The sequence below is a fragment of the Pseudanabaena sp. PCC 9330 genome (assembly GCF_055795045.1).
Genome location: NZ_JAYFES010000106.1, coordinates 18,169 through 35,197, shown reverse-complemented (window position 1 = coordinate 35,197; position 17,029 = coordinate 18,169). Strand labels below are relative to the sequence as shown.

Here is a 17,029-nt window from a genome sequence, read left to right as displayed (position 1 = left end):
TCAGTGGGACTGAAAAAACCTTAATACCCCATTTTAAACGAGGTATTGCGCCAGTGACCACCGGTCTAGGACCCAGCCAAAAACTGAGCCATGCGATCGATCGCCGCCTCGAGCACCTCAGGGGGGTGTACTAGAGCTAGGCGCACGTAGCCCTCCCCAGCCTTGCCAAAGCCAATGCCAGGGGCCAAAGCAACTCCAGTTTGCTCCACCAGGCTGAGGCAAAAGTCTTTAGAACGCTGACTCCAGGGCTCGGACAGCTTGGCCCAGATGTACATAGTAGCCTCGGGCACTGGCACCGCCCAGCCTATACGGTGGAGAGCTTGCACCGCTGCATCGCGCCGCTGGCGAAAGGTGGCGACCATGTGGGCTACGGTGTCTTGGGGGCCAGTGAGCGCGGCGATCGCCCCCCGTTGAATACCGGGATACTGATTAAAGTCGACGCTGGCTTTGACCTGGCGCAGGGCCGCAATTAGATCGGCATTGCCGATCGCGTAGCCCACTCTAAAGCCCCCCATACTGTAAGACTTCGACAGGGTAAAGAACTCGATGGTGCAGCTTTTCTCTGGGTCAGCCTGGAGAGCCGAGACCGCTGGCTGCCCCGTAAAGGTCAGATCAGCGTAAGGAAAGTCATGGGCCAACACCAGATTGTGCCGCTGACAAAAGGCCACCGCCTGCCGCCAAAACTCTAGGGACGCTGTGGCGGTTGTGGGGTTGTGGGGGTAGCTCAGCACCATCAGCCGCGACTGCTCTAGCACCGCCGGGGGAATATCCTCAAAGCGCGGCAAAAAGCCATTTTCTTCTAGCAGGGGCATAGGATAAATTTGCCCGTTGGCCAAGTAGACCCCTCCCGCGTGGGACGGGTAGCCAGGATCCATCAGTAGCGCAAAGTCGCCGGGGTTGAGAATGGCCAGGGGCAGATGGGCCGTACCCTCCTGGGAGCCAATCAACAGCAGCACCTCAGTCTCTGGATCAACTGGCACACCAAACTTATCGGTATACCAGCGGGCTGCCGCCGCGCGAAAATCGTGGGTGCCTGAGAACAGGCAGTAGCCATGGGTGGCTGGGTCAGGCAGGGCGGCGGCGATCGCAGCGAGCACATGGGGCGGCGTCGGTAAATCTGACGACCCCAAAGACAGATCCACAATCGCTTTACCCTTGGCTCTAGCCCTGGCCTTGGCCCGATCCATATCGGAAAACACGTTAGCCTTAAGGGGCTTCATTCGCTGGGCAATCTGCATGGCACTCTTAGAGATAGGCTGGGGGTGAACTGAGCCAAGATTCGCCAGGATACGCTGGCGGAAGATTTGAGTTTGTAAATCTATGACATTGGCAGTAAAGGGACTAGGGCAGACCGGTCTAAGTTAGGGCAAACTCTAAGGAGAACTAGCTCTCGGCCACACGAAGGAGTAAGTGTCATGGAGCAAGAGCCATCGGGTCAGTGACGCCCTGGGGTAAGTCAGTGACACTGTTCGGGAACAACCATTATAAAAATAAACGCCCCGCTTGACTCCAGACTCTTTGTACTGTCGCTGCACCATGCCATGAACCGAGTTCAACCTAAGTCCTTAGGGGATGCCTACCCGGCCCTGTGCAACTTCATGCGGCTGACCTCTCTGACCCTGACGGCCCCGCATCTGGCTCTGACCGTGCAGGTCGGCAATGACTGGCGCCACGGTGGAGTGATGAACTACGGTCAAATGCCCGCCACCACCCTGCGAGAGGTGCTGTCGAGCCAGCCGGTAGCCGGTCTGACCATCGCTGGCGATCAGCTCTCGCTGGCGACCTACAGCCGCTCCCAAGAGGCCCCCGCTACCATCGCCGACCCGGTGCTAGTGGGCCATCTCCACAGTGCTGATGACCGCTACCACCTCACCCTCTACGTCCCCGATCGCTCCACCGAGACCTTGGGTGAAGTACAGATTAAAACCCTACAATACCTGAGCCAGCAGCTGCTGCTGTGTCTTACCCTAGCTCAGCCCACAGCCCTTCGAGCGGTGATGCCCGCCGGGATCACAGTAGCCCCCCCGGCCAGCAACCTCGACTTTCTCTCCCGGGTGGTGGCCCTGGGGCCTACTGGCCCAGTCCATGAGCGCCTGCAGCAGGGCCATCCCCGCCTGGTCGATCTGGTGGCTCAGCTCCAGTCGTGCCTGTCGTACCAGCAGCTAGGGCAGCTGCTATCGACCCATCTACCCTACTTTTTTCCGCACCAGTCGGGGCGGCTGGCCTTGTTTAACAGGCTGCCGACAGACTTGACCGTGCTGACCCAGTGGGGCGAAGAAGAGGCTCTATCTGCCCTCGATTATCAGTGCTGCTACCCCCAAGACGACCCCCATCAGCTGCCGGGGGTGGGCCACGAGTGCCACCAGTGCGAGATGGCCCGTTGCCCCACCCAGCGAGCCAAGTGCATTGTCCTGGGCCTCGTCAACGACACCACCTGCATTGTGCAGATGGTACAAGCCGAGGCAACGCCCTTTAGCCCCGTGCAAACCGCACTGTTCAAAAAGCTCTCTGAGCAGGTGCTGTATGTGATGCAACGGCTAATGCTGCTCGATGACTTGCACGATCAGGCGCTCAAAGACCCGCTGACGGGCTTGCTCAATCGCCGCCATGTCGAAACCGTGCTCAACAGCCTCTGCAACTCAGCCAATGGGCACCAGCAGATCAGCATTATTTTGATCGACATCGACCACTTTAAGACCGTCAACGACACCTATGGCCACCAGGCCGGAGACGAAGTGTTAAAGAATATCGGCATGCTGCTGCGGGGTCATGTGCGATCGCAGGATATTGTCTGCCGCTACGGCGGCGAAGAGTTTTGCATGGTGCTGCTCGACACCCCCCCTGAGGTAGCCCTCAAACGGGCCGAAAAAATTCGCCGAGCAGTCAAATACATCAACACCAGCTTCAACGGCCAGATGCTGCCGCCGCTGACAATTTCCCTCGGGGTCGCTAGCTTTCCCAACCACGGCCAAACGCCCCACAGCCTGATCACCCTGGCCGATAAAGCGCTCTACTGGGCCAAAAATAATGGCCGCGATCGCGCCATCAGCGTCGACCACATGCTCGCTGCTGGTCGCTGAAGTGCCCTGGCTAGGGGGCGGGCAATCGCGTTTACCCTGCCCCTAGCCAGAATTAGTCCAGCGCCTCTAGTCGAGTTTGTCAATCTGCGATCGCAGCTCTTCTAGCTCCGCATCGACCTCTGCCGACTCGCTAGCCGGAATAGCCGTCTCAGCAGCGGGCAGTGCCCCCTGCCCCACAGTGCCACCCGACAGCTGGGCCTTCATCGCCGCCAGCTCTAGATCGACATCGCCGCCAGCCTCCAAAGAGGCAAACTGGCTCTCTAGATCGGCCCCAGCCAGCTCCGCCGCCGCCTGGGAAGTGGCCTCCATTTGCAGCACCTTTTCTTCCATCCGCTCGAAGGCAGCCATGGCGCTGCTGGTATTCATGCGGCTAGTGGTATTTTGCAGCTGCTCGTTGGCCTTAGCGGCGCTGGCCCGAGCCTTGAGCATGTCTTTCTTAGTCTTGGCCTCTGACAGTTTGCTCTCCAGCCCAATCAGGTTGCGCTTGAGTTGCTCAACGGTGACACTCTGGGTATCGAGCTGACTCTTGAGAGCTGCCGCCGTCTCTGCCTGGGTCTTTTTGCGCAGCAGGGCCTGCTTGGCCAGCTCGTCATCGCCCTTTTGCAAAGCCAGCTGGGCTCGCTGCTGCCAGGTGCTGGCTTCACTCTGGGCCTTGTCGTGCTGCTGCTGCACTCGCTTCTGACTGGCGATCGCGCCCGCCACCGCCTGGCGCATCTGCACCAGGTCTTCTTGCATATCGATAATCGCCTGGTCAAGAATCTTTTCTGGATTCTCTGCCGAACTCACCGCCGCATTTAGGTTAGAGCGAACCACTCGGCTAACGCGATCAAATAACCCCATGACGTGCTGCTTCCTTAAATCTGTGGTGTGCGATGGTCTTCCCTAGTTTACAGAATGTCAGCAGCGATCGGACGGAGGGTGGGGACGGTAGGAACGCGTAACGACCGGTTAGCTCCCCCGATCTCCGCCAACTTCCTCATCCCTCGCCCAACTCCTCCGCCTGCCACTTCAGCACCGACGCATTTACCCCCTGTTCGCGCTTGACTTTGGCATCGTTTTCAAACCACTGGGTGATCTGTTTTGCAGTTAACTGCTCCATCGGAGTATCCAGATCGGCGGCAATCACTGCCAGCAGCTTAGCGGTGGAAATGGTCAGACGAGCGAGAAACTTTTCTGGCGAAGACAGCAGTGCCCGATCGACCTCGGCAGACTCTTCAGGGGTGAGAAACTGGAGCGATTGGTCAAGCATAAAAACAGCCCAGAGCAACGATATTTCTATAGTGTCAGACAGGATCAGACTAAACAAATCGGGAGAAAGGCCTCTACTCAGTCCAGCTCAGGCCCAGTAGGTTTCCGACAGGCAGAGCTCCACGGCTGGGCTCGGAGTCGCACAGCCGCGATCGCCTGTTTAATAAAGGCGGGCTAACACCTAGCTCAACGACAGCAGAATGTATCTGGTGGTTCGGTCTTCCCTCCTGTAGAATTAGACGATTCTGGTTAAGATAGCAGCTCAGGCCTAAAATCCCATTCACTTTGGGTACAGCGGCTTTTCCCTAGCCCGGCCCTTAACCTAGCGCTATGTTGTCTCGGCCCACGAGATGGATTAAACATGACCTTAGACAAGTATCGTCTCCGTTCTGACTTCTTAGGTACTCAGGTAATCACCCGCAACTCTGGCCAGCGGCTGGGTATTGTGAGCCAGGTATGGGTCGATGTCGACCAGCGCGATGTGGTGGCCATCGGCCTACGCGAAAATATTATGTCGGGGCTAGTGTCGACCGCTCTGCAGGTCATGCCCATTACCAGCATTCGCCAGATTGGCGATGTGATTTTGGTTGACGACGAGACCGTGCTCGAAGACGAGATGAGCGTCGCTCCCTTCAGCACCCTAGTCAACTGCGAAGTGATTACTGAAACCGGTGAACCGTTGGGACGGGTGCGCGGCTTCAAGTTTGACGTCACCAACGGTCGCCTCGAAACCATTGTGATTGCTTCCTTTGGGCTGCCTCAAATTCCTGACCAGGTGATCAGCACCTATGAGCTTTCTATTGACGAAGTGGTCAGCAGCGGCCCCGATCGCCTGATCGTCTTTGAAGGTGCCGAAGAAAAAATGGTGCAGCTCAGTGTGGGGCTGCTTGAGCGACTGGGCATCGGCAGCGCCCCGTGGGATCGCAACAACGACAGCGAATATATTATGCCGGTGTCGACGGCCAACCAGCTGCCCTCAGGGGTGCAGGTGCCCGCCGAGTTTAGTAAGGCCCGCCCTGCCACTGCCGAGGAGCGCTGGAGCGACGACGACTGGGGTGAGCCCGAGCGCGTTGAAGCCCCTCTGCGCGCCCAGCAGCCCGAAGAACGCTATCAGGCCGCCGCCATGATGGACGAGCCCAGTAGCCCTAAAGCTTATGATGCCGACTTCCAAGACGTCACCGAAGATGTGTGGACCGAGGAAGACGAAGGCACACCCTACGAGCCCAAACCTCTCAACATTCCTCAAAAAAAGAAAGTCATTGAGTATGAAGAAGAACTCGACTATTAAGCTTGCTTAATAGGTAATTTCTTCTGAGGTATATTCCTTCGGCTCGACGTGGATAGTGATGCGGGCAGGCCCGTAGATAGCGCTGAGGTGGTCTTCGACCGCTTCGGTAATCGTGTGAGCCGCGCGAATGTCAGTGGGCTGCACCACCAGATGCATGTCGATAAACACCTGACGGCCTAGCAGGCCCCGTGAGGCAATGTTGTGGCAGTTGACCACGCCGGATACCTGCATGACTTGGGCGTGAATGGCCTCGGGAGCGATCGCCATCTCATCTACCAGCCAGGGCAAATTTTCGCGCAGCACCGTCCAGCCGCTCTTAAACACCATTAGCGCCACTGGAAAAGCCAGGGCTATATCCAGCCATTCAAGACCATTCCAAACGCCAATCAGCCCAGCCAGCACCACAATGGTGGTCCAGATGTCGCTCATAGTGTGGTGGGCATCGGCCACCAAAATCTTGCTTTTAAGGGCCAGCCCCACCCGCCTTTCGTAAAAGGCAACAAAAATATTGATGCCCAGCACCAGCAGCATTATCCACAGGGCGGTGGGGCTCATAGTGACGGGGTTGCTGCCAGCGACAATGCGCTCAACCGCACTCTTAAGAATCTCAAAACAGGCAATGCCCAAAAACGCCGCCACCCCAAGGGCACCCACGGCCTCAAACTTGTGATGCCCGTAGGGATGATCGCGATCGGGACGAGGATCGGCCAAGCGATTAGTGGCCAACCCCAAGACATTGTTGGCCCCGTCGGTGACGCTGTGCAAAGCATCGGCCAGCAGGCTGAGGGATCCAGTCAGCCAGCCCACTGTGGCCTTGAGAGCTACCACCGTCAGATTGAGGGCCAAGGTAATCAGCAATACCCGCTGCACAGCACGGCGGGTATCGACAATGGGGGAGATAGGGCGATCGACCATAGCAGGCAGCAATGTAAAGCTTATCCAAGTCCAGGCCTTAAGCTTCTACCGGTGGGAAACCCACAGTTTTTGCTCTGGACTTGGTGTAGGTAGCGCTACTGGCCGTTAGCGGTGGTTAGTACTTATTGAGATCGATGCCGGCTTCTTTGGCCATGGCGCTGAGGCCCTTGGTTTCTAGGGTTTTGATGGCCTTGGTCGACAGGCGTAGCTTCACAAAGCGCTTACCCTGGGGCCACCAGACCCGCTTCTCTTGCAGGTTGGCCTCTTGCAGGCGCTTGGTACGACGGTGGGAGTGGGAGATGGAAAAGGCGTTGTTGGCCTTCTTTCCGGTGAGTTCGCAATGACGGGCCATGGATAATTCTCCGGCAGGATAAGCAGGTCAGTAAACTTCAAGGCACAATGGCGCAGTTTCCAATAATAGCAGAGATAGTTCTGGACTTGGCAGGGCCAGCGCTAGCCCCGCCAAGTCCAGTTCGGAATTTTTAGAGCGTACATAGCCCGTCTAGGCAAGTGACTAAAAGCTTTGATATGGCCATCGCCCGTTACCAACCTACGGGTTTTGTTAATGTCATCCCCCGTGGGGGGATGTTAGCCTGTGGGAAATGACATCTCCACAGAACAGGCATTATGGTTGCAACCCCCGACGTTATGCAAACGTCTGCATCTCACTCCCACTCCTCAGCCTCTGGCGAAAGCCGGGTCGCGGTGCTGCTGATGGGCTACGGCGAAGTTGAGAGCTACGACGACTTTGCCAACTACAACGAGCAGGCGCTCAACCTGCTCACCGCCAAATTTGCCCCCGTGCCCACCTGGGTCTACCCGCCCTTGGCCAAGCTGCTGGCCGCCTTTGACCTGCACGAGTGGAGCCACCAGCACGGCAACTTTATCTCTCCCCACAACGCTATTTTTGAGGCCCAGCGGGCAGGCATCGAGCAAAATTTGCAGGAGCGCTGGGGCGATCGCGTCAAGGTGTTCAAGGCCTTCAACTTCTGCAAGCCCTTTTTGCCAGAGCAAGTGCTCGAGCAAATCAAAGCCGAGGGCTACGACAAGCTGCTGATCTACCCGCTGCTGGTGGTCGATTCAATCTTTACTAGCGGCATTGCGATCGAGCAGGTGAACAACGCGCTCGATCAGCTTGCCGACGGCAATCAGCACTGGGTGCAGGGCACTCGTTATATTCCCTCCTTCTACGATGCGCCTGATTACATCGACCTGCTGGCCCGCATGGTCGAAGACAAAATCAAAGATCACCTGGCGGTGGCCCACCTGCCCTCCCAAACCGGCATTGTGCTGATGAACCACGGCTGCCCCCACGAGGCCAAGGGCTTTACCAGCGGCATCGACGAGAGCCAAAAGCTCTACGACCGGGTGCGCGAAAAGCTCATGTACAAGTATCCGCTGATCTCCGTGGGCTGGCTCAACCACGACACACCGTTGATCAAATGGACCCAGCCCAACGCTGATCTGGCTGCCCGCAACCTGATCGACCTGGGGGCCACTGCCCTGGTGTTTATGCCCATCGGCTTTGCCACTGAAAACCACGAAACCCTGCTGGATGTGGAGCATGTGATCGAAGGGCTGCGCCGCAAGCGCCCCGATGTCACCTACGTGCAGATGCCCTGCGTAAATGACCGCCCCGACTTTTTGGCCATGGCCGCCACCTGGGCCGACAAGCACATCGCCGACCTGCTTGAAGAAGAGGCCCTGGCGATTAACCCCTCCCTGGCAGTTTCCCAGGCAGCGGCGGTGCACAGCCACCACGGTCACACCCACGACCACCATCTGGCGGGGCATGCCCACGGCGGCGATCATGGCCACAGCCACGATCATCACCACTAACCCGCAGGTGACGACGGTCTTGCTAGCAAAATTGCCCCTGGCTAAACTTAGCCAGGGGCAATTTTGTTGGTTGAGATTAATGCCAGACTAGCCAATGTCGAGGGTTGCCAAATGGTTGGTAGATGCAACGACTCAGCCTGTAGCGAATCAGATTAAGTCTCTGATGAAATCAAGCTACCTGTCACAGCTAAAGACTGCTTTCCCAAGCGCTTGTAGACCATGCTGGGCAACGTCAGCGGGCTTAAAGCCATAGCTAAAGCTAAAAATGCCCAACTGCCTGGATGCACCTTAGGGTTAGACGGATCTCGGAAAAACGGGCCAGCTGACAGCAGAAAGACCAGCAGCGAAGCTGACAAATAGAGTGATAGAGCCATAGACTTTGCTCGATGAATTGCTCTGGCATCAGCTTAGCGAGCTCACCGCAGAACGCCAGGGTAATCATACTGAAAGGTTTGCAGATTAAGGCAAAGGCGCTTTTGGAGCCTGCTCCAAATCATGTTGGGTAGAGTAACTGGGCTGAGCACGATGGCCAGGATGAGAACCAGCCATACCTCTAGCCGAGCCTTAGCACCCGACGTATCGTTGAACAATGGCCCAATGACCAGCAAAAAAACGAGTGCCGAGAGGGCGATGTAGAGTTTAAAGATCATAGAACTGATGGGGAGGCGTTGGACAAGGTTACTTCTAAAGTCGACCCAGGCATCGGTTGGAGGTCATCGAGCCATCGATAGGCATGTGCTCATCGAGAGGCTTCGAGAATCTTGAAATTCACAACCAACCTGGGATTTACCAGTGTTCCAAAGCTGTGGATATAGACCTGAGTCCAGGGCAAAAAGTTCCTCACTCCCGGATGAAGGGTAGCAGCATTCTCTACCTGGACTAGGAAAGCTACAACGTTTTTAGTCTTTATTCTCAAGGGGACTAGTGACAGACCACCCTAAAATCGCTAAAATCAGCCATCAATACAGATGTTCTAAACAGCGAATGGGTTATGCCAGTGAGTTCAGGCCAGATTAAAGCTCTGCTGGATCAAAAGCGCGAGGCCTTTGGGGCCTTTAATCGGGCCAAGTTTGAGCTGTTGACGGCTTACAATCGGGCGTGGATAGAGTTTGCCGCCCGGCCCCTAGCTCAGCAAATGGCGCTTCTACCTGACGCCGACCCCGTTGGGGCACGCCCTCTAGAGCCTCTTGCCGTCCAGGCCGCCACTAAGGGCATTCTGCCGTTTTTCTTTGCCGAGTCTGGGCCGGTGGGCGATCGCTGGACAAACCGCGAGCAGAGCGCCCAGTGGGTGCAGACAGTGCTCCAAGACATTACGACTTTTGCCGTAGACGGCTCCCAGATTTCTCCTGGCAAAGATATTTCGATTCCCCTGGCGTTGTTGCAAATTGGCTGGTTTGAGAACCCCCACAGCGCCAGCCGTCCCTACAAAAAAGATGTGCGGGTCGATTTGATGACCCCCGCCGAGCTGGGGCCAAACCCCGCCCAGCCGGTGGAGCGCCGGGTCAACATTCGCCGCTTTCAAATGGAAGTCGAGCGGTTGGTGGAGTACATCAACGCCTGTGAAGAACCCGATCGCACCCTGGTGTTTTTTGACGGGGCGCTGGTGGTTACCTTTGCCGAGGCCTTTGACCAGGAGAGCCAAGCGGCCTACGTGCAGTCGATACTCTCGCTGCTAGAGGCCAGCGATCGCAGGCGAGTGCCCCTGGTGGGCTATGTTGACACCTCCTACGCCCACGACCTCACCGGCATGCTGCACCACTCTCATGGTCTAGAGGCCACCGAGGGCATTCACGATGCTCAATTGCTGGCCCGGCTGATGGACTGGGGCGATCGCTCGGCCGTGTTTCAGTGCGATCGCGGCGGCATTCTCGACCACTACGGCCCCTACGGGGATCAGATCGCCTTTTGTTACCTGAAGACGACCCGCGACGGCTACCCCGTGCGGCTAGAGATGCCCCGCTGGATGTGGGAGAGCGGCCAGATCACCCAGTACCTCAACTGGGTGCGCGGCGAGGTGATCATCGGCGGCGGCTACCCCTACAGCATTGAAACCGCCGACCAGACCGCCGTGCTGCAAGGCCAAGACAAGCATTTGTTTTTGCGGGTGCTGCAAGACTGGGCCGAGCGGGAGGAGATCAACCTGCGCCTGTCGCGCAAAATGGTCAGCAAACAGCGGCGGCGCTAGTCAGGGTTGACCCACCCCGCCCGCCGGGCACCCCTCCGAGGAGGGGATAGGTTGATTGCGAACTTAAGATCGCGCTGCTCCAGCAATCGGTGGTGGTCTAGCCTGTGCCCTCACCTCTAGATTGTGGTTGAATCGGGGCAGATAATACTGAGCTCAACACCCCTGCCATGGCCGACACTGCACCGCAAACCCGCCAAGAAACCGACAGCATGGGGGCGATCGCCGTACCCAGCGATCGCTACTGGGGGGCACAAACCCAGCGGTCGATCCGCTATTTCTCCATTGGCCAAGACAAGATGCCGATGGCGGTGGTGCGGGCGATCGCTGTGACCAAGAAAGCCTCAGCCCTGGCCAATGCCGACCTGGGCAAGCTGCCCCAGGAGAAAGCCGACCTAATTGTGCAGGCAGCAGATGAGATTATTACGGGTCAGCTTGACGACCACTTCCCCTTGCACGTGTGGATGACCGGCAGCGGCACCCAGTGCAACATGAACGTCAACGAGGTGATTGCCAACCGGGCGATCGAGTTAGCCGGTGGAATGATTGGCAGCAAGACCCCCATTCACCCCAACGATCACGTCAACCTGTCGCAGTCATCTAACGACGTGTTTCCTACGGCGATGCACATTGCGGCTGTCCAGGCCCTGACCCAGCAGCTGTGCCCTGCCGTTGCCGATTTGAGACAGGCCCTAGATGAAAAAGCTCAGGCCTGGGGCGATATTGTCAAAATTGGCCGCACCCACCTGCAAGACGCTGTCCCCCTCACCCTGGGGCAGGAGTTCTCAGGCTATGTGGGTATGCTCGACGACAACCTGACGCGCCTTGAGGGAGCGCTACCCGGCCTCTACCAACTGGCCCTGGGGGGCACAGCCCTGGGCACAGGGCTCAACGCTGGGCCAGGCTTTGCCGAAGCGGCCGCCGCCCACATCGCCAACCTCACCGGGCTGCCCTTCGTCACTGCGCCCAACAAGTTCACCGTGATGGGTGCCCACGACGCCATGGTGATGGCCAGCGGGGTGCTGAAGACACTGGCGGTCTCCCTCTACAAAATCGCCAACGACATTCGCCTGCTGGCCTGTGGCCCCCGGGCCGGGTTTGCTGAGCTCTACCTGCCTGAAAATGAGCCCGGATCCTCCATCATGCCGGGTAAGGTTAACCCCACCCAGTGCGAGGCCCTGGCCATGGTGGCGGTGCAGGTGATGGGCTACGACGCGGCCGTAGCCTTTGCCGGAGCCAGTGGCTATCTGGAGATGAATGTTTACAAACCGATGATGATCTTTAATCTGCTGCAATCGGCAGGGCTAATGGCCGACAGCTGCCGCAACTTTGGGGAGTTTTTGGTGGCGGGCATGACCCCTAACCGCAAAAAAATCGAGCAATACCTCGATCAATCCCTCATGTTGGTGACGGCGCTGAGTCCGGCGATCGGCTATGACAAGGCTTCGCAAATTGCCCACCACGCCTTTGAGCACGACCTGACCCTGAGACAGGCAGCCCTGGCCCTGGGGCACATCTCTGAAGCAGAATTTGACCAGCTGATTGACCCGCGCCGCATGACCCAGCCTTGAGGGTTGGAGCGTTGGTACGTTCTTAACGTGCTAACGCTCCAACCGATTCTCCAGAGATCGATCAACTCCATGCCCAATAGCCCTTTCAAGACGATCCAGCGCGAATGTTAAGGACTATGTTGATTTGCTTCGCTCTCTCAGGTTCGTGGCAGCCATTCCCGTATGATCATCATCAAAGTTTGTAAATTTTCCTAAGATTCTGGAGATTCAAACGTGTCTCTTCCGCTACTAAATTACTCTCCGTCCAGCCAAAACCAGCGTGTTGCCGCCTACGAAATTGGTGGCGATGAGCAGCCTAGGGTTTTCTCCACCGATGATCTGTATACGACCGGCGACATGGATGCGCTGATCAATGCAGCCTATCGGCAGATGTTCTTCCATGCGTTCAAGTGCGATCGCCAGACCTTCCTGGAGTCGCAGCTGCGCAATGGCCAGATCACCGTGCGCGACTTCATTCGCGGTTTGGCCCTGTCGCCCACTTTCTATAGCAGCTTCTACGAAAAGAACAGCAACTACAAGTTTGTTGAGCACTGCGTCCAGAAAATTTTGGGTCGCGACGTGTATAGCGATCGCGAAAAAATTGCCTGGTCTATTGTCGTTGCCAACAAAGGTATCCAGGGTCTAGTCGATGAGCTCCTCGACAGCGAAGAGTATCTCACCAGCTTTGGCTACAATACGGTGCCCTACCAGAAGCGTCGGGTGCTGCCCGGTCGCCCCGAAGGTGAGCGCCCCATCCACATCAAGAACCCCCGCTACGACGCCTACCACCGCAACCAGCTGGGCTTTCCCCAGATCGTGTGGCAGTCTCAGGTCAAGCGGTTTGTACCCCAGGAGAAAAAGGTCACGGCGGGCAACCCCCAAGCCTTTCTCGGCATGGCCCGCAGCATCGGCGCTACCGGCGCAGCCCCGGCCCGGGTGTCTACCAGCAATATCAACATCGCCACGGCGGTACCCTACCGTAAGGTCACCGTTGACTAAGGTACTCAACTACCGTTGACTAGGTTGCTAAAACAACACACCAGATGCAGGCTCAGGTCTGCATCTTTTTTTTGCCCTCGATCGCCATCACCGAGACGATGAGACGAGAATAGCTTCAGTGCCCTGAGCTTGGTCGATGGCGGTGTCCTCATTGCGCTAGCGATCGCTACTGATCCAGATCTGCAAAAAAAAATCCCAGGGCTTTCGCCAGTGGGATTTATCAGGGTGCATCTACCATTCACCTTTTCTGCCCAGACGCACCCCCGTCCGGAAAAGTTGCCAGTGACTTTCGTAAATTAGTTCGCTGCGCTAGTTGTCTTCTTCGAGACTACGCAACACGCTGGCCTGCTCACGCAGTGAGACTGCCCAGTCTTCAGACCCGCTGGCCTCTAGCAGAGTCGCCGCCTGCTCAAAATCGTCGATCACCAACTCCCGCGCTGCTAGGGGAATGTCCTCTGGCCCTTGGATGGCATCGCCCTGTTCCATATAGACCTGGCTGAGCACCGCCTGGGCCCGCCCCAGATAGGCCGATGACTGGGTGGGGTCAATCTCAATGGCTGTGGTAAAAGTCGCGATCGCCCCTGCATAGTCTTCGGCCAGGTTCAGAGCTTCAGCCGCAGCATAGGTCACCTCAAACTCGGTGGCAGACCTGACCACCAGGTCATAGTCACCCCCCTGCCCCGAAAATGACCGAGCCACCACGGTATAAGTACCATCTGCGGGTAGGGTGACGATAATTTTTGAGTTAAAACTGCCGCCAAAGTCATCGTTGAAGGCGATCTCATTGCCACTGGCGTCAAGCAGCGTCAATACAGGGTCAAAATCTGTGCTTTCGAGGTTGATGGTCATAGACTGCCCAGCAGTGGCCTCAAAGGTATAGGTAGCCTCTGCGGGGTAGATGGTGCCGGCCTCTTGCAGCACAGTATCGGCGCGGGCCGGCAGGGCGATCGCACCGACCACTAGCCCCACCATGGCCACCGGTACTCCTGCTAGCAACCGACGTCCCACCGTTGAGAACCCTAAACAACCCATGGCACTTTTCCTCAAGACACAACGAACACAGAGACAAATCTTGCCATGCAGCCTAGCACAGGCCAAAATAGCGCAGGCCAGTCCCCCCAGCAGGCTATGGTAATACTGAAACGACATTATCCACTCTAGCTATGTCTCGTCTGTATTTGTTACTCACCGGGTCAGGGCTGATTGCCAGCCTCGGGAGTGCGGCCCTAGCCCTGCCACCACCGGAGGAAGTGCCCGAAGAAGTCTGGCGCACCGAGATTATTACTGAGGCGCGATCGCCCCTCACCGGTGAACCGGTCTCCGCCACCGACTACGCCGTGCTGCAAGCGCGCCTGCGCGACCCCAATACCGATCCCAGCCTCAACGCCGACCTGCGTCAGCTGATCAATCTGTTGCAGCTCCGACGCATCATTAAACCCGTCTTGCCCTTCCTGCGATAGAGGCCTCAGGTGCCACAATTTGCAAAAATTTCCCTGTGGAAATCACTAAGTTTTGTTACTCTATTCCGCAGATAGTAATATTCCACAGACCGTTTTTATCCCCAGTGGACTTTTAACAACATGCCTGCAACCGTTGACGCTGAGCAGATTGACAGAATTGTCTGGAACCAGCACCACGACCCCTTTGAGATCCTTGGGCCACACATGGTGCAGCAGGATGGTCAGACAGTCTGGGCCGTCAGAGCCTATTTGCCCCAGGCCGACAAAGCCTGGGTAGTGCTGCCTGAAGAGCACAAAGAAGTGGCCATGGAGGCTAACCACAACCCCCACTTCTTTGAGTGCGTGCTAGAGGCACAAGACCTGGCCAACTATCAGCTCAAGTACGTCATCGGCGATCACGTCCACGTCATCTACGACCCCTACGCCTTCAAAACCCGCGCCATTACCGACTTCGATATTCATCTGTTTGGCGAGGGCAACCACCACCGCATCTATGAAAAACTCGGTGCTCACTATACCGAGATCGAGGGTGTCGCTGGCGTGTACTTTGCCGTGTGGGCACCCAACGCTCGCAACGTTTCGGTGCTGGGCGACTTTAACGCTTGGGATGGCCGCAAGCACCAAATGCGCCGCCTCTCCAACGGCATTTGGGATCTCTTCATTCCCAGTTTAGAGATAGGAACCCACTACAAATACGAGATCAAAAACTACGACGGCCACATCTACGAAAAGTCTGACCCCTACGGCTTTCAGCAAGAAACTCGGCCCAAAACCGCCTCTATTGTCACCGACCTTGACAGCTACGCCTGGAACGATCATGACTGGATGGAGAAGCGCCGCCAGACAGAGCCCCTGACTCAGCCCGTTTCCATCTATGAGCTCCACCTGGGCTCCTGGATGCACGAGTCGTCGGCCACCCCAGCCCTGCGCCCCGACGGCACTCCAGAGCCGGTCGTCACCGTCGCCGAGCTCAAGCCTGGGGCTCGCTTTCTCACCTACCGAGAATTGGCCGATCGCCTAATTCCTTACATCAAAGAGCTGGGCTTTACCCACATTGAGCTGTTGCCCGTGGCCGAGCACCCCTTCGACGGCTCCTGGGGCTACCAGGTCACTGGCTACTACGCCGTCACCTCCCGCTACGGCACCCCCGAAGACTTTATGTACTTCGTAGATCAATGCCACGCCAACGATATTGGAGTCATTGTCGACTGGGTGCCGGGTCACTTTCCCAAGGATGGCCACGGGCTGGCTTTCTTTGATGGCACCCACCTCTACGAGCACGCCGACCCCCGCAAGGGCGAGCACAAAGAATGGGGCACCCTGGTGTTTAACTATGGCCGCAACGAGGTGCGCAACTTCCTAGTGGCCAATGCCATTTTCTGGTTTGAGAAGTACCACATCGACGGAATCCGCGTCGATGCGGTGGCCTCCATGCTCTACCTCAACTACTTCCGCAAAGACGGCGAGTGGGTAGCCAACGACTACGGCGGCTGCGAGCACATTGAGGCTGCAGACTTTCTCCGCCAGGTAAACCACGTGCTGTTTACCTACTACCCCGGCGTGCTGTCGATCGCAGAAGAATCTACCGCCTGGCCCATGGTTTCCTGGCCCACCTACGTCGGGGGCCTAGGCTTCAACCTAAAGTGGAACATGGGCTGGATGCACGACATGTTGGATTATTTCAACATGGATCCGTGGTTCCGGCAGTTTCACCAAAACAACGTCACCTTTAGCATTTGGTACGCCTTTACCGAAAACTTCATGCTGGCCCTCTCCCACGACGAGGTGGTGCATGGCAAGAGCAACATGCTGGGCAAAATGCCCGGCGACGAGTGGCAAAAGTTTGCCAACCTGCGCTGCCTCTACACCTACATGTTCATGCATCCGGGTAAAAAGACCCTGTTCATGAGCATGGAGTTTGGCCAGTGGAGCGAGTGGAATGTGTGGGGCGACCTGGAGTGGCACCTGCTGCAATATCAGCCCCACGCCAGCCTCAAGCACTTCATGGGCAAGCTCAACGAGTTTTACCGCAGTGAACCCGCCCTGTTTACCCAAGACTTTGACCAGGCAGGCTTCGAGTGGATCGATTGCAGCGACAACCGCCACAGCGTAGTGGCCTTCATCCGCCGCGATAAGGGCAGCGACGACTTTGTGGTGGTGGTGTGCAACTTTACGCCCCAGCCCCACAGCCACTACCGGGTAGGCGTGCCTGAGCAGGGCTATTACAAAGAACTCTTCAACAGTGATGCCCGTGACTACGGCGGCAGCAATATGGGCAACCTGGGTGGTAAATGGTCGGAAGACTGGGCTTTTCACAGTCGGCCCTATTCCCTCGATCTGACTCTGCCACCCCTGGGGGTGATTGTGCTGAAACTCGATCCAAAAGACAGCCAAAAGGCGCTTTCTGGCCAGTAATCGAGGTCGCGTGTCGACCCCCATTCCCCCTTGACTTCTGTAGAGAACCAAGC

Annotated in this window: 16 protein-coding genes; 8 read left to right on the top strand and 8 right to left on the bottom strand. The window is 57.1% G+C overall.

Annotation, left to right across the window (positions count from 1 at the left end; all coding sequences use genetic code 11):
• Positions 1-65: 65 nt before the first annotated feature.
• The gene (locus AC0QKW_RS13285; protein WP_473151557.1) at positions 66-1,238 is read right to left on the bottom strand and encodes an LL-diaminopimelate aminotransferase; all 1,173 of its coding nucleotides are present in this window, start codon (positions 1,236-1,238) and stop codon (positions 66-68) included.
• A 303-nt stretch (positions 1,239-1,541) separates the two neighbouring features.
• On the opposite strand from AC0QKW_RS13285, the gene AC0QKW_RS13280 reads away from it, so the two are divergent.
• Positions 1,542-3,080 carry a GGDEF domain-containing protein gene (locus AC0QKW_RS13280; RefSeq protein ID WP_473151556.1) on the top strand — a complete coding sequence of 513 codons (1,539 nt, stop codon included), beginning with the start codon at positions 1,542-1,544 and terminating at the stop codon, positions 3,078-3,080.
• Between the two features lie 66 nt (positions 3,081-3,146).
• On the opposite strand, the gene AC0QKW_RS13275 is transcribed toward AC0QKW_RS13280, so the two are convergent.
• Together AC0QKW_RS13275 and AC0QKW_RS13270 are read right to left on the bottom strand one after the other, a co-directional pair.
• The gene (locus AC0QKW_RS13275; protein WP_473151555.1) at positions 3,147-3,920 is read right to left on the bottom strand and encodes a PspA/IM30 family protein; all 774 of its coding nucleotides are present in this window, start codon (positions 3,918-3,920) and stop codon (positions 3,147-3,149) included.
• Positions 3,921-4,056: 136 nt separating this feature from the next.
• Entirely contained in the window at positions 4,057-4,329 is a 273-nt protein-coding gene (locus tag AC0QKW_RS13270) for a hypothetical protein (RefSeq protein ID WP_473151554.1), read from the bottom strand.
• Positions 4,330-4,689: 360 nt separating this feature from the next.
• Here AC0QKW_RS13270 and AC0QKW_RS13265 point away from each other — a divergent pair, with 360 nt between their 5' ends.
• Complete coding sequence (locus AC0QKW_RS13265) at positions 4,690-5,616, top strand: PRC-barrel domain-containing protein (protein ID WP_473151553.1); 927 nt, start codon at positions 4,690-4,692, stop codon at positions 5,614-5,616.
• Positions 5,617-5,622: 6 nt separating this feature from the next.
• Here AC0QKW_RS13265 and cdf31 read toward each other — a convergent pair whose 3' ends face one another.
• Positions 5,623-6,531, bottom strand: a complete 909-nt coding sequence (gene cdf31, locus AC0QKW_RS13260) for a CDF family zinc efflux transporter Cdf31 (RefSeq protein ID WP_473151552.1) — start codon at positions 6,529-6,531, stop codon at positions 5,623-5,625.
• Positions 6,532-6,646: 115 nt separating this feature from the next.
• Complete coding sequence (rpmB, locus tag AC0QKW_RS13255) at positions 6,647-6,883, bottom strand: 50S ribosomal protein L28 (RefSeq protein WP_473151551.1); 237 nt, start codon at positions 6,881-6,883, stop codon at positions 6,647-6,649.
• 275 nt (positions 6,884-7,158) lie between these two features.
• On the opposite strand from rpmB, the gene AC0QKW_RS13250 reads away from it, so the two are divergent.
• Positions 7,159-8,370, top strand: a complete 1,212-nt coding sequence (locus AC0QKW_RS13250) for a ferrochelatase (protein ID WP_473151550.1) — start codon at positions 7,159-7,161, stop codon at positions 8,368-8,370.
• 152 nt (positions 8,371-8,522) lie between these two features.
• Here the strand turns inward: AC0QKW_RS13250 and AC0QKW_RS13245 are convergent, their stop codons facing one another.
• Positions 8,523-8,744, bottom strand: a complete 222-nt coding sequence (locus AC0QKW_RS13245) for a hypothetical protein (RefSeq protein WP_473151549.1) — start codon at positions 8,742-8,744, stop codon at positions 8,523-8,525.
• Between the two features lie 42 nt (positions 8,745-8,786).
• Positions 8,787-9,020, bottom strand: coding sequence for a hypothetical protein (locus AC0QKW_RS13240; RefSeq protein WP_473151548.1), 234 nt, complete (start codon positions 9,018-9,020; stop codon positions 8,787-8,789).
• A 341-nt stretch (positions 9,021-9,361) separates the two neighbouring features.
• Between AC0QKW_RS13240 and AC0QKW_RS13235 the strand changes: the two genes are divergently transcribed.
• From AC0QKW_RS13235 to AC0QKW_RS13225, 3 genes are all read left to right on the top strand, one after another.
• Entirely contained in the window at positions 9,362-10,555 is a 1,194-nt protein-coding gene (locus tag AC0QKW_RS13235) for a DNA double-strand break repair nuclease NurA (protein ID WP_473151547.1), read from the top strand.
• A gap of 167 nt (positions 10,556-10,722) precedes the next feature.
• Positions 10,723-12,123, top strand: a complete 1,401-nt coding sequence (fumC, locus tag AC0QKW_RS13230) for a class II fumarate hydratase (protein WP_473151546.1) — start codon at positions 10,723-10,725, stop codon at positions 12,121-12,123.
• A gap of 213 nt (positions 12,124-12,336) precedes the next feature.
• A complete protein-coding gene (locus AC0QKW_RS13225; protein WP_473151545.1) occupies positions 12,337-13,101 on the top strand; it encodes a phycobilisome rod-core linker polypeptide in 765 nt (254 codons plus the stop codon).
• Between the two features lie 309 nt (positions 13,102-13,410).
• On the opposite strand, the gene AC0QKW_RS13220 is transcribed toward AC0QKW_RS13225, so the two are convergent.
• Complete coding sequence (locus AC0QKW_RS13220; protein WP_473151544.1) at positions 13,411-14,109, bottom strand: PPC domain-containing protein; 699 nt, start codon at positions 14,107-14,109, stop codon at positions 13,411-13,413.
• Positions 14,110-14,264: 155 nt separating this feature from the next.
• Here AC0QKW_RS13220 and AC0QKW_RS13215 point away from each other — a divergent pair, with 155 nt between their 5' ends.
• Together AC0QKW_RS13215 and glgB are read left to right on the top strand one after the other, a co-directional pair.
• Entirely contained in the window at positions 14,265-14,561 is a 297-nt protein-coding gene (locus tag AC0QKW_RS13215) for a hypothetical protein (RefSeq protein WP_473151543.1), read from the top strand.
• 120 nt (positions 14,562-14,681) lie between these two features.
• Positions 14,682-16,976, top strand: a complete 2,295-nt coding sequence (glgB, locus tag AC0QKW_RS13210; RefSeq protein WP_473151542.1) for a 1,4-alpha-glucan branching enzyme — start codon at positions 14,682-14,684, stop codon at positions 16,974-16,976.
• Positions 16,977-17,029 lie beyond the last annotated feature (53 nt).

Coding starts and splice junctions, on each gene's coding strand:
- AC0QKW_RS13285 (WP_473151557.1), bottom strand. CDS start 1,238: ATGCAGATTGCCCAGCGAATGAAGCCCCTTAAGGCTAACGTGTTTTCC.
- AC0QKW_RS13280 (WP_473151556.1), top strand. CDS start 1,542: ATGAACCGAGTTCAACCTAAGTCCTTAGGGGATGCCTACCCGGCCCTG.
- AC0QKW_RS13275 (WP_473151555.1), bottom strand. CDS start 3,920: ATGGGGTTATTTGATCGCGTTAGCCGAGTGGTTCGCTCTAACCTAAAT.
- AC0QKW_RS13270 (WP_473151554.1), bottom strand. CDS start 4,329: ATGCTTGACCAATCGCTCCAGTTTCTCACCCCTGAAGAGTCTGCCGAG.
- AC0QKW_RS13265 (WP_473151553.1), top strand. CDS start 4,690: ATGACCTTAGACAAGTATCGTCTCCGTTCTGACTTCTTAGGTACTCAG.
- cdf31 (WP_473151552.1), bottom strand. CDS start 6,531: ATGGTCGATCGCCCTATCTCCCCCATTGTCGATACCCGCCGTGCTGTG.
- rpmB (WP_473151551.1), bottom strand. CDS start 6,883: ATGGCCCGTCATTGCGAACTCACCGGAAAGAAGGCCAACAACGCCTTT.
- AC0QKW_RS13250 (WP_473151550.1), top strand. CDS start 7,159: ATGGTTGCAACCCCCGACGTTATGCAAACGTCTGCATCTCACTCCCAC.
- AC0QKW_RS13245 (WP_473151549.1), bottom strand. CDS start 8,744: ATGGCTCTATCACTCTATTTGTCAGCTTCGCTGCTGGTCTTTCTGCTG.
- AC0QKW_RS13240 (WP_473151548.1), bottom strand. CDS start 9,020: ATGATCTTTAAACTCTACATCGCCCTCTCGGCACTCGTTTTTTTGCTG.
- AC0QKW_RS13235 (WP_473151547.1), top strand. CDS start 9,362: ATGCCAGTGAGTTCAGGCCAGATTAAAGCTCTGCTGGATCAAAAGCGC.
- fumC (WP_473151546.1), top strand. CDS start 10,723: ATGGCCGACACTGCACCGCAAACCCGCCAAGAAACCGACAGCATGGGG.
- AC0QKW_RS13215 (WP_473151543.1), top strand. CDS start 14,265: ATGTCTCGTCTGTATTTGTTACTCACCGGGTCAGGGCTGATTGCCAGC.
- glgB (WP_473151542.1), top strand. CDS start 14,682: ATGCCTGCAACCGTTGACGCTGAGCAGATTGACAGAATTGTCTGGAAC.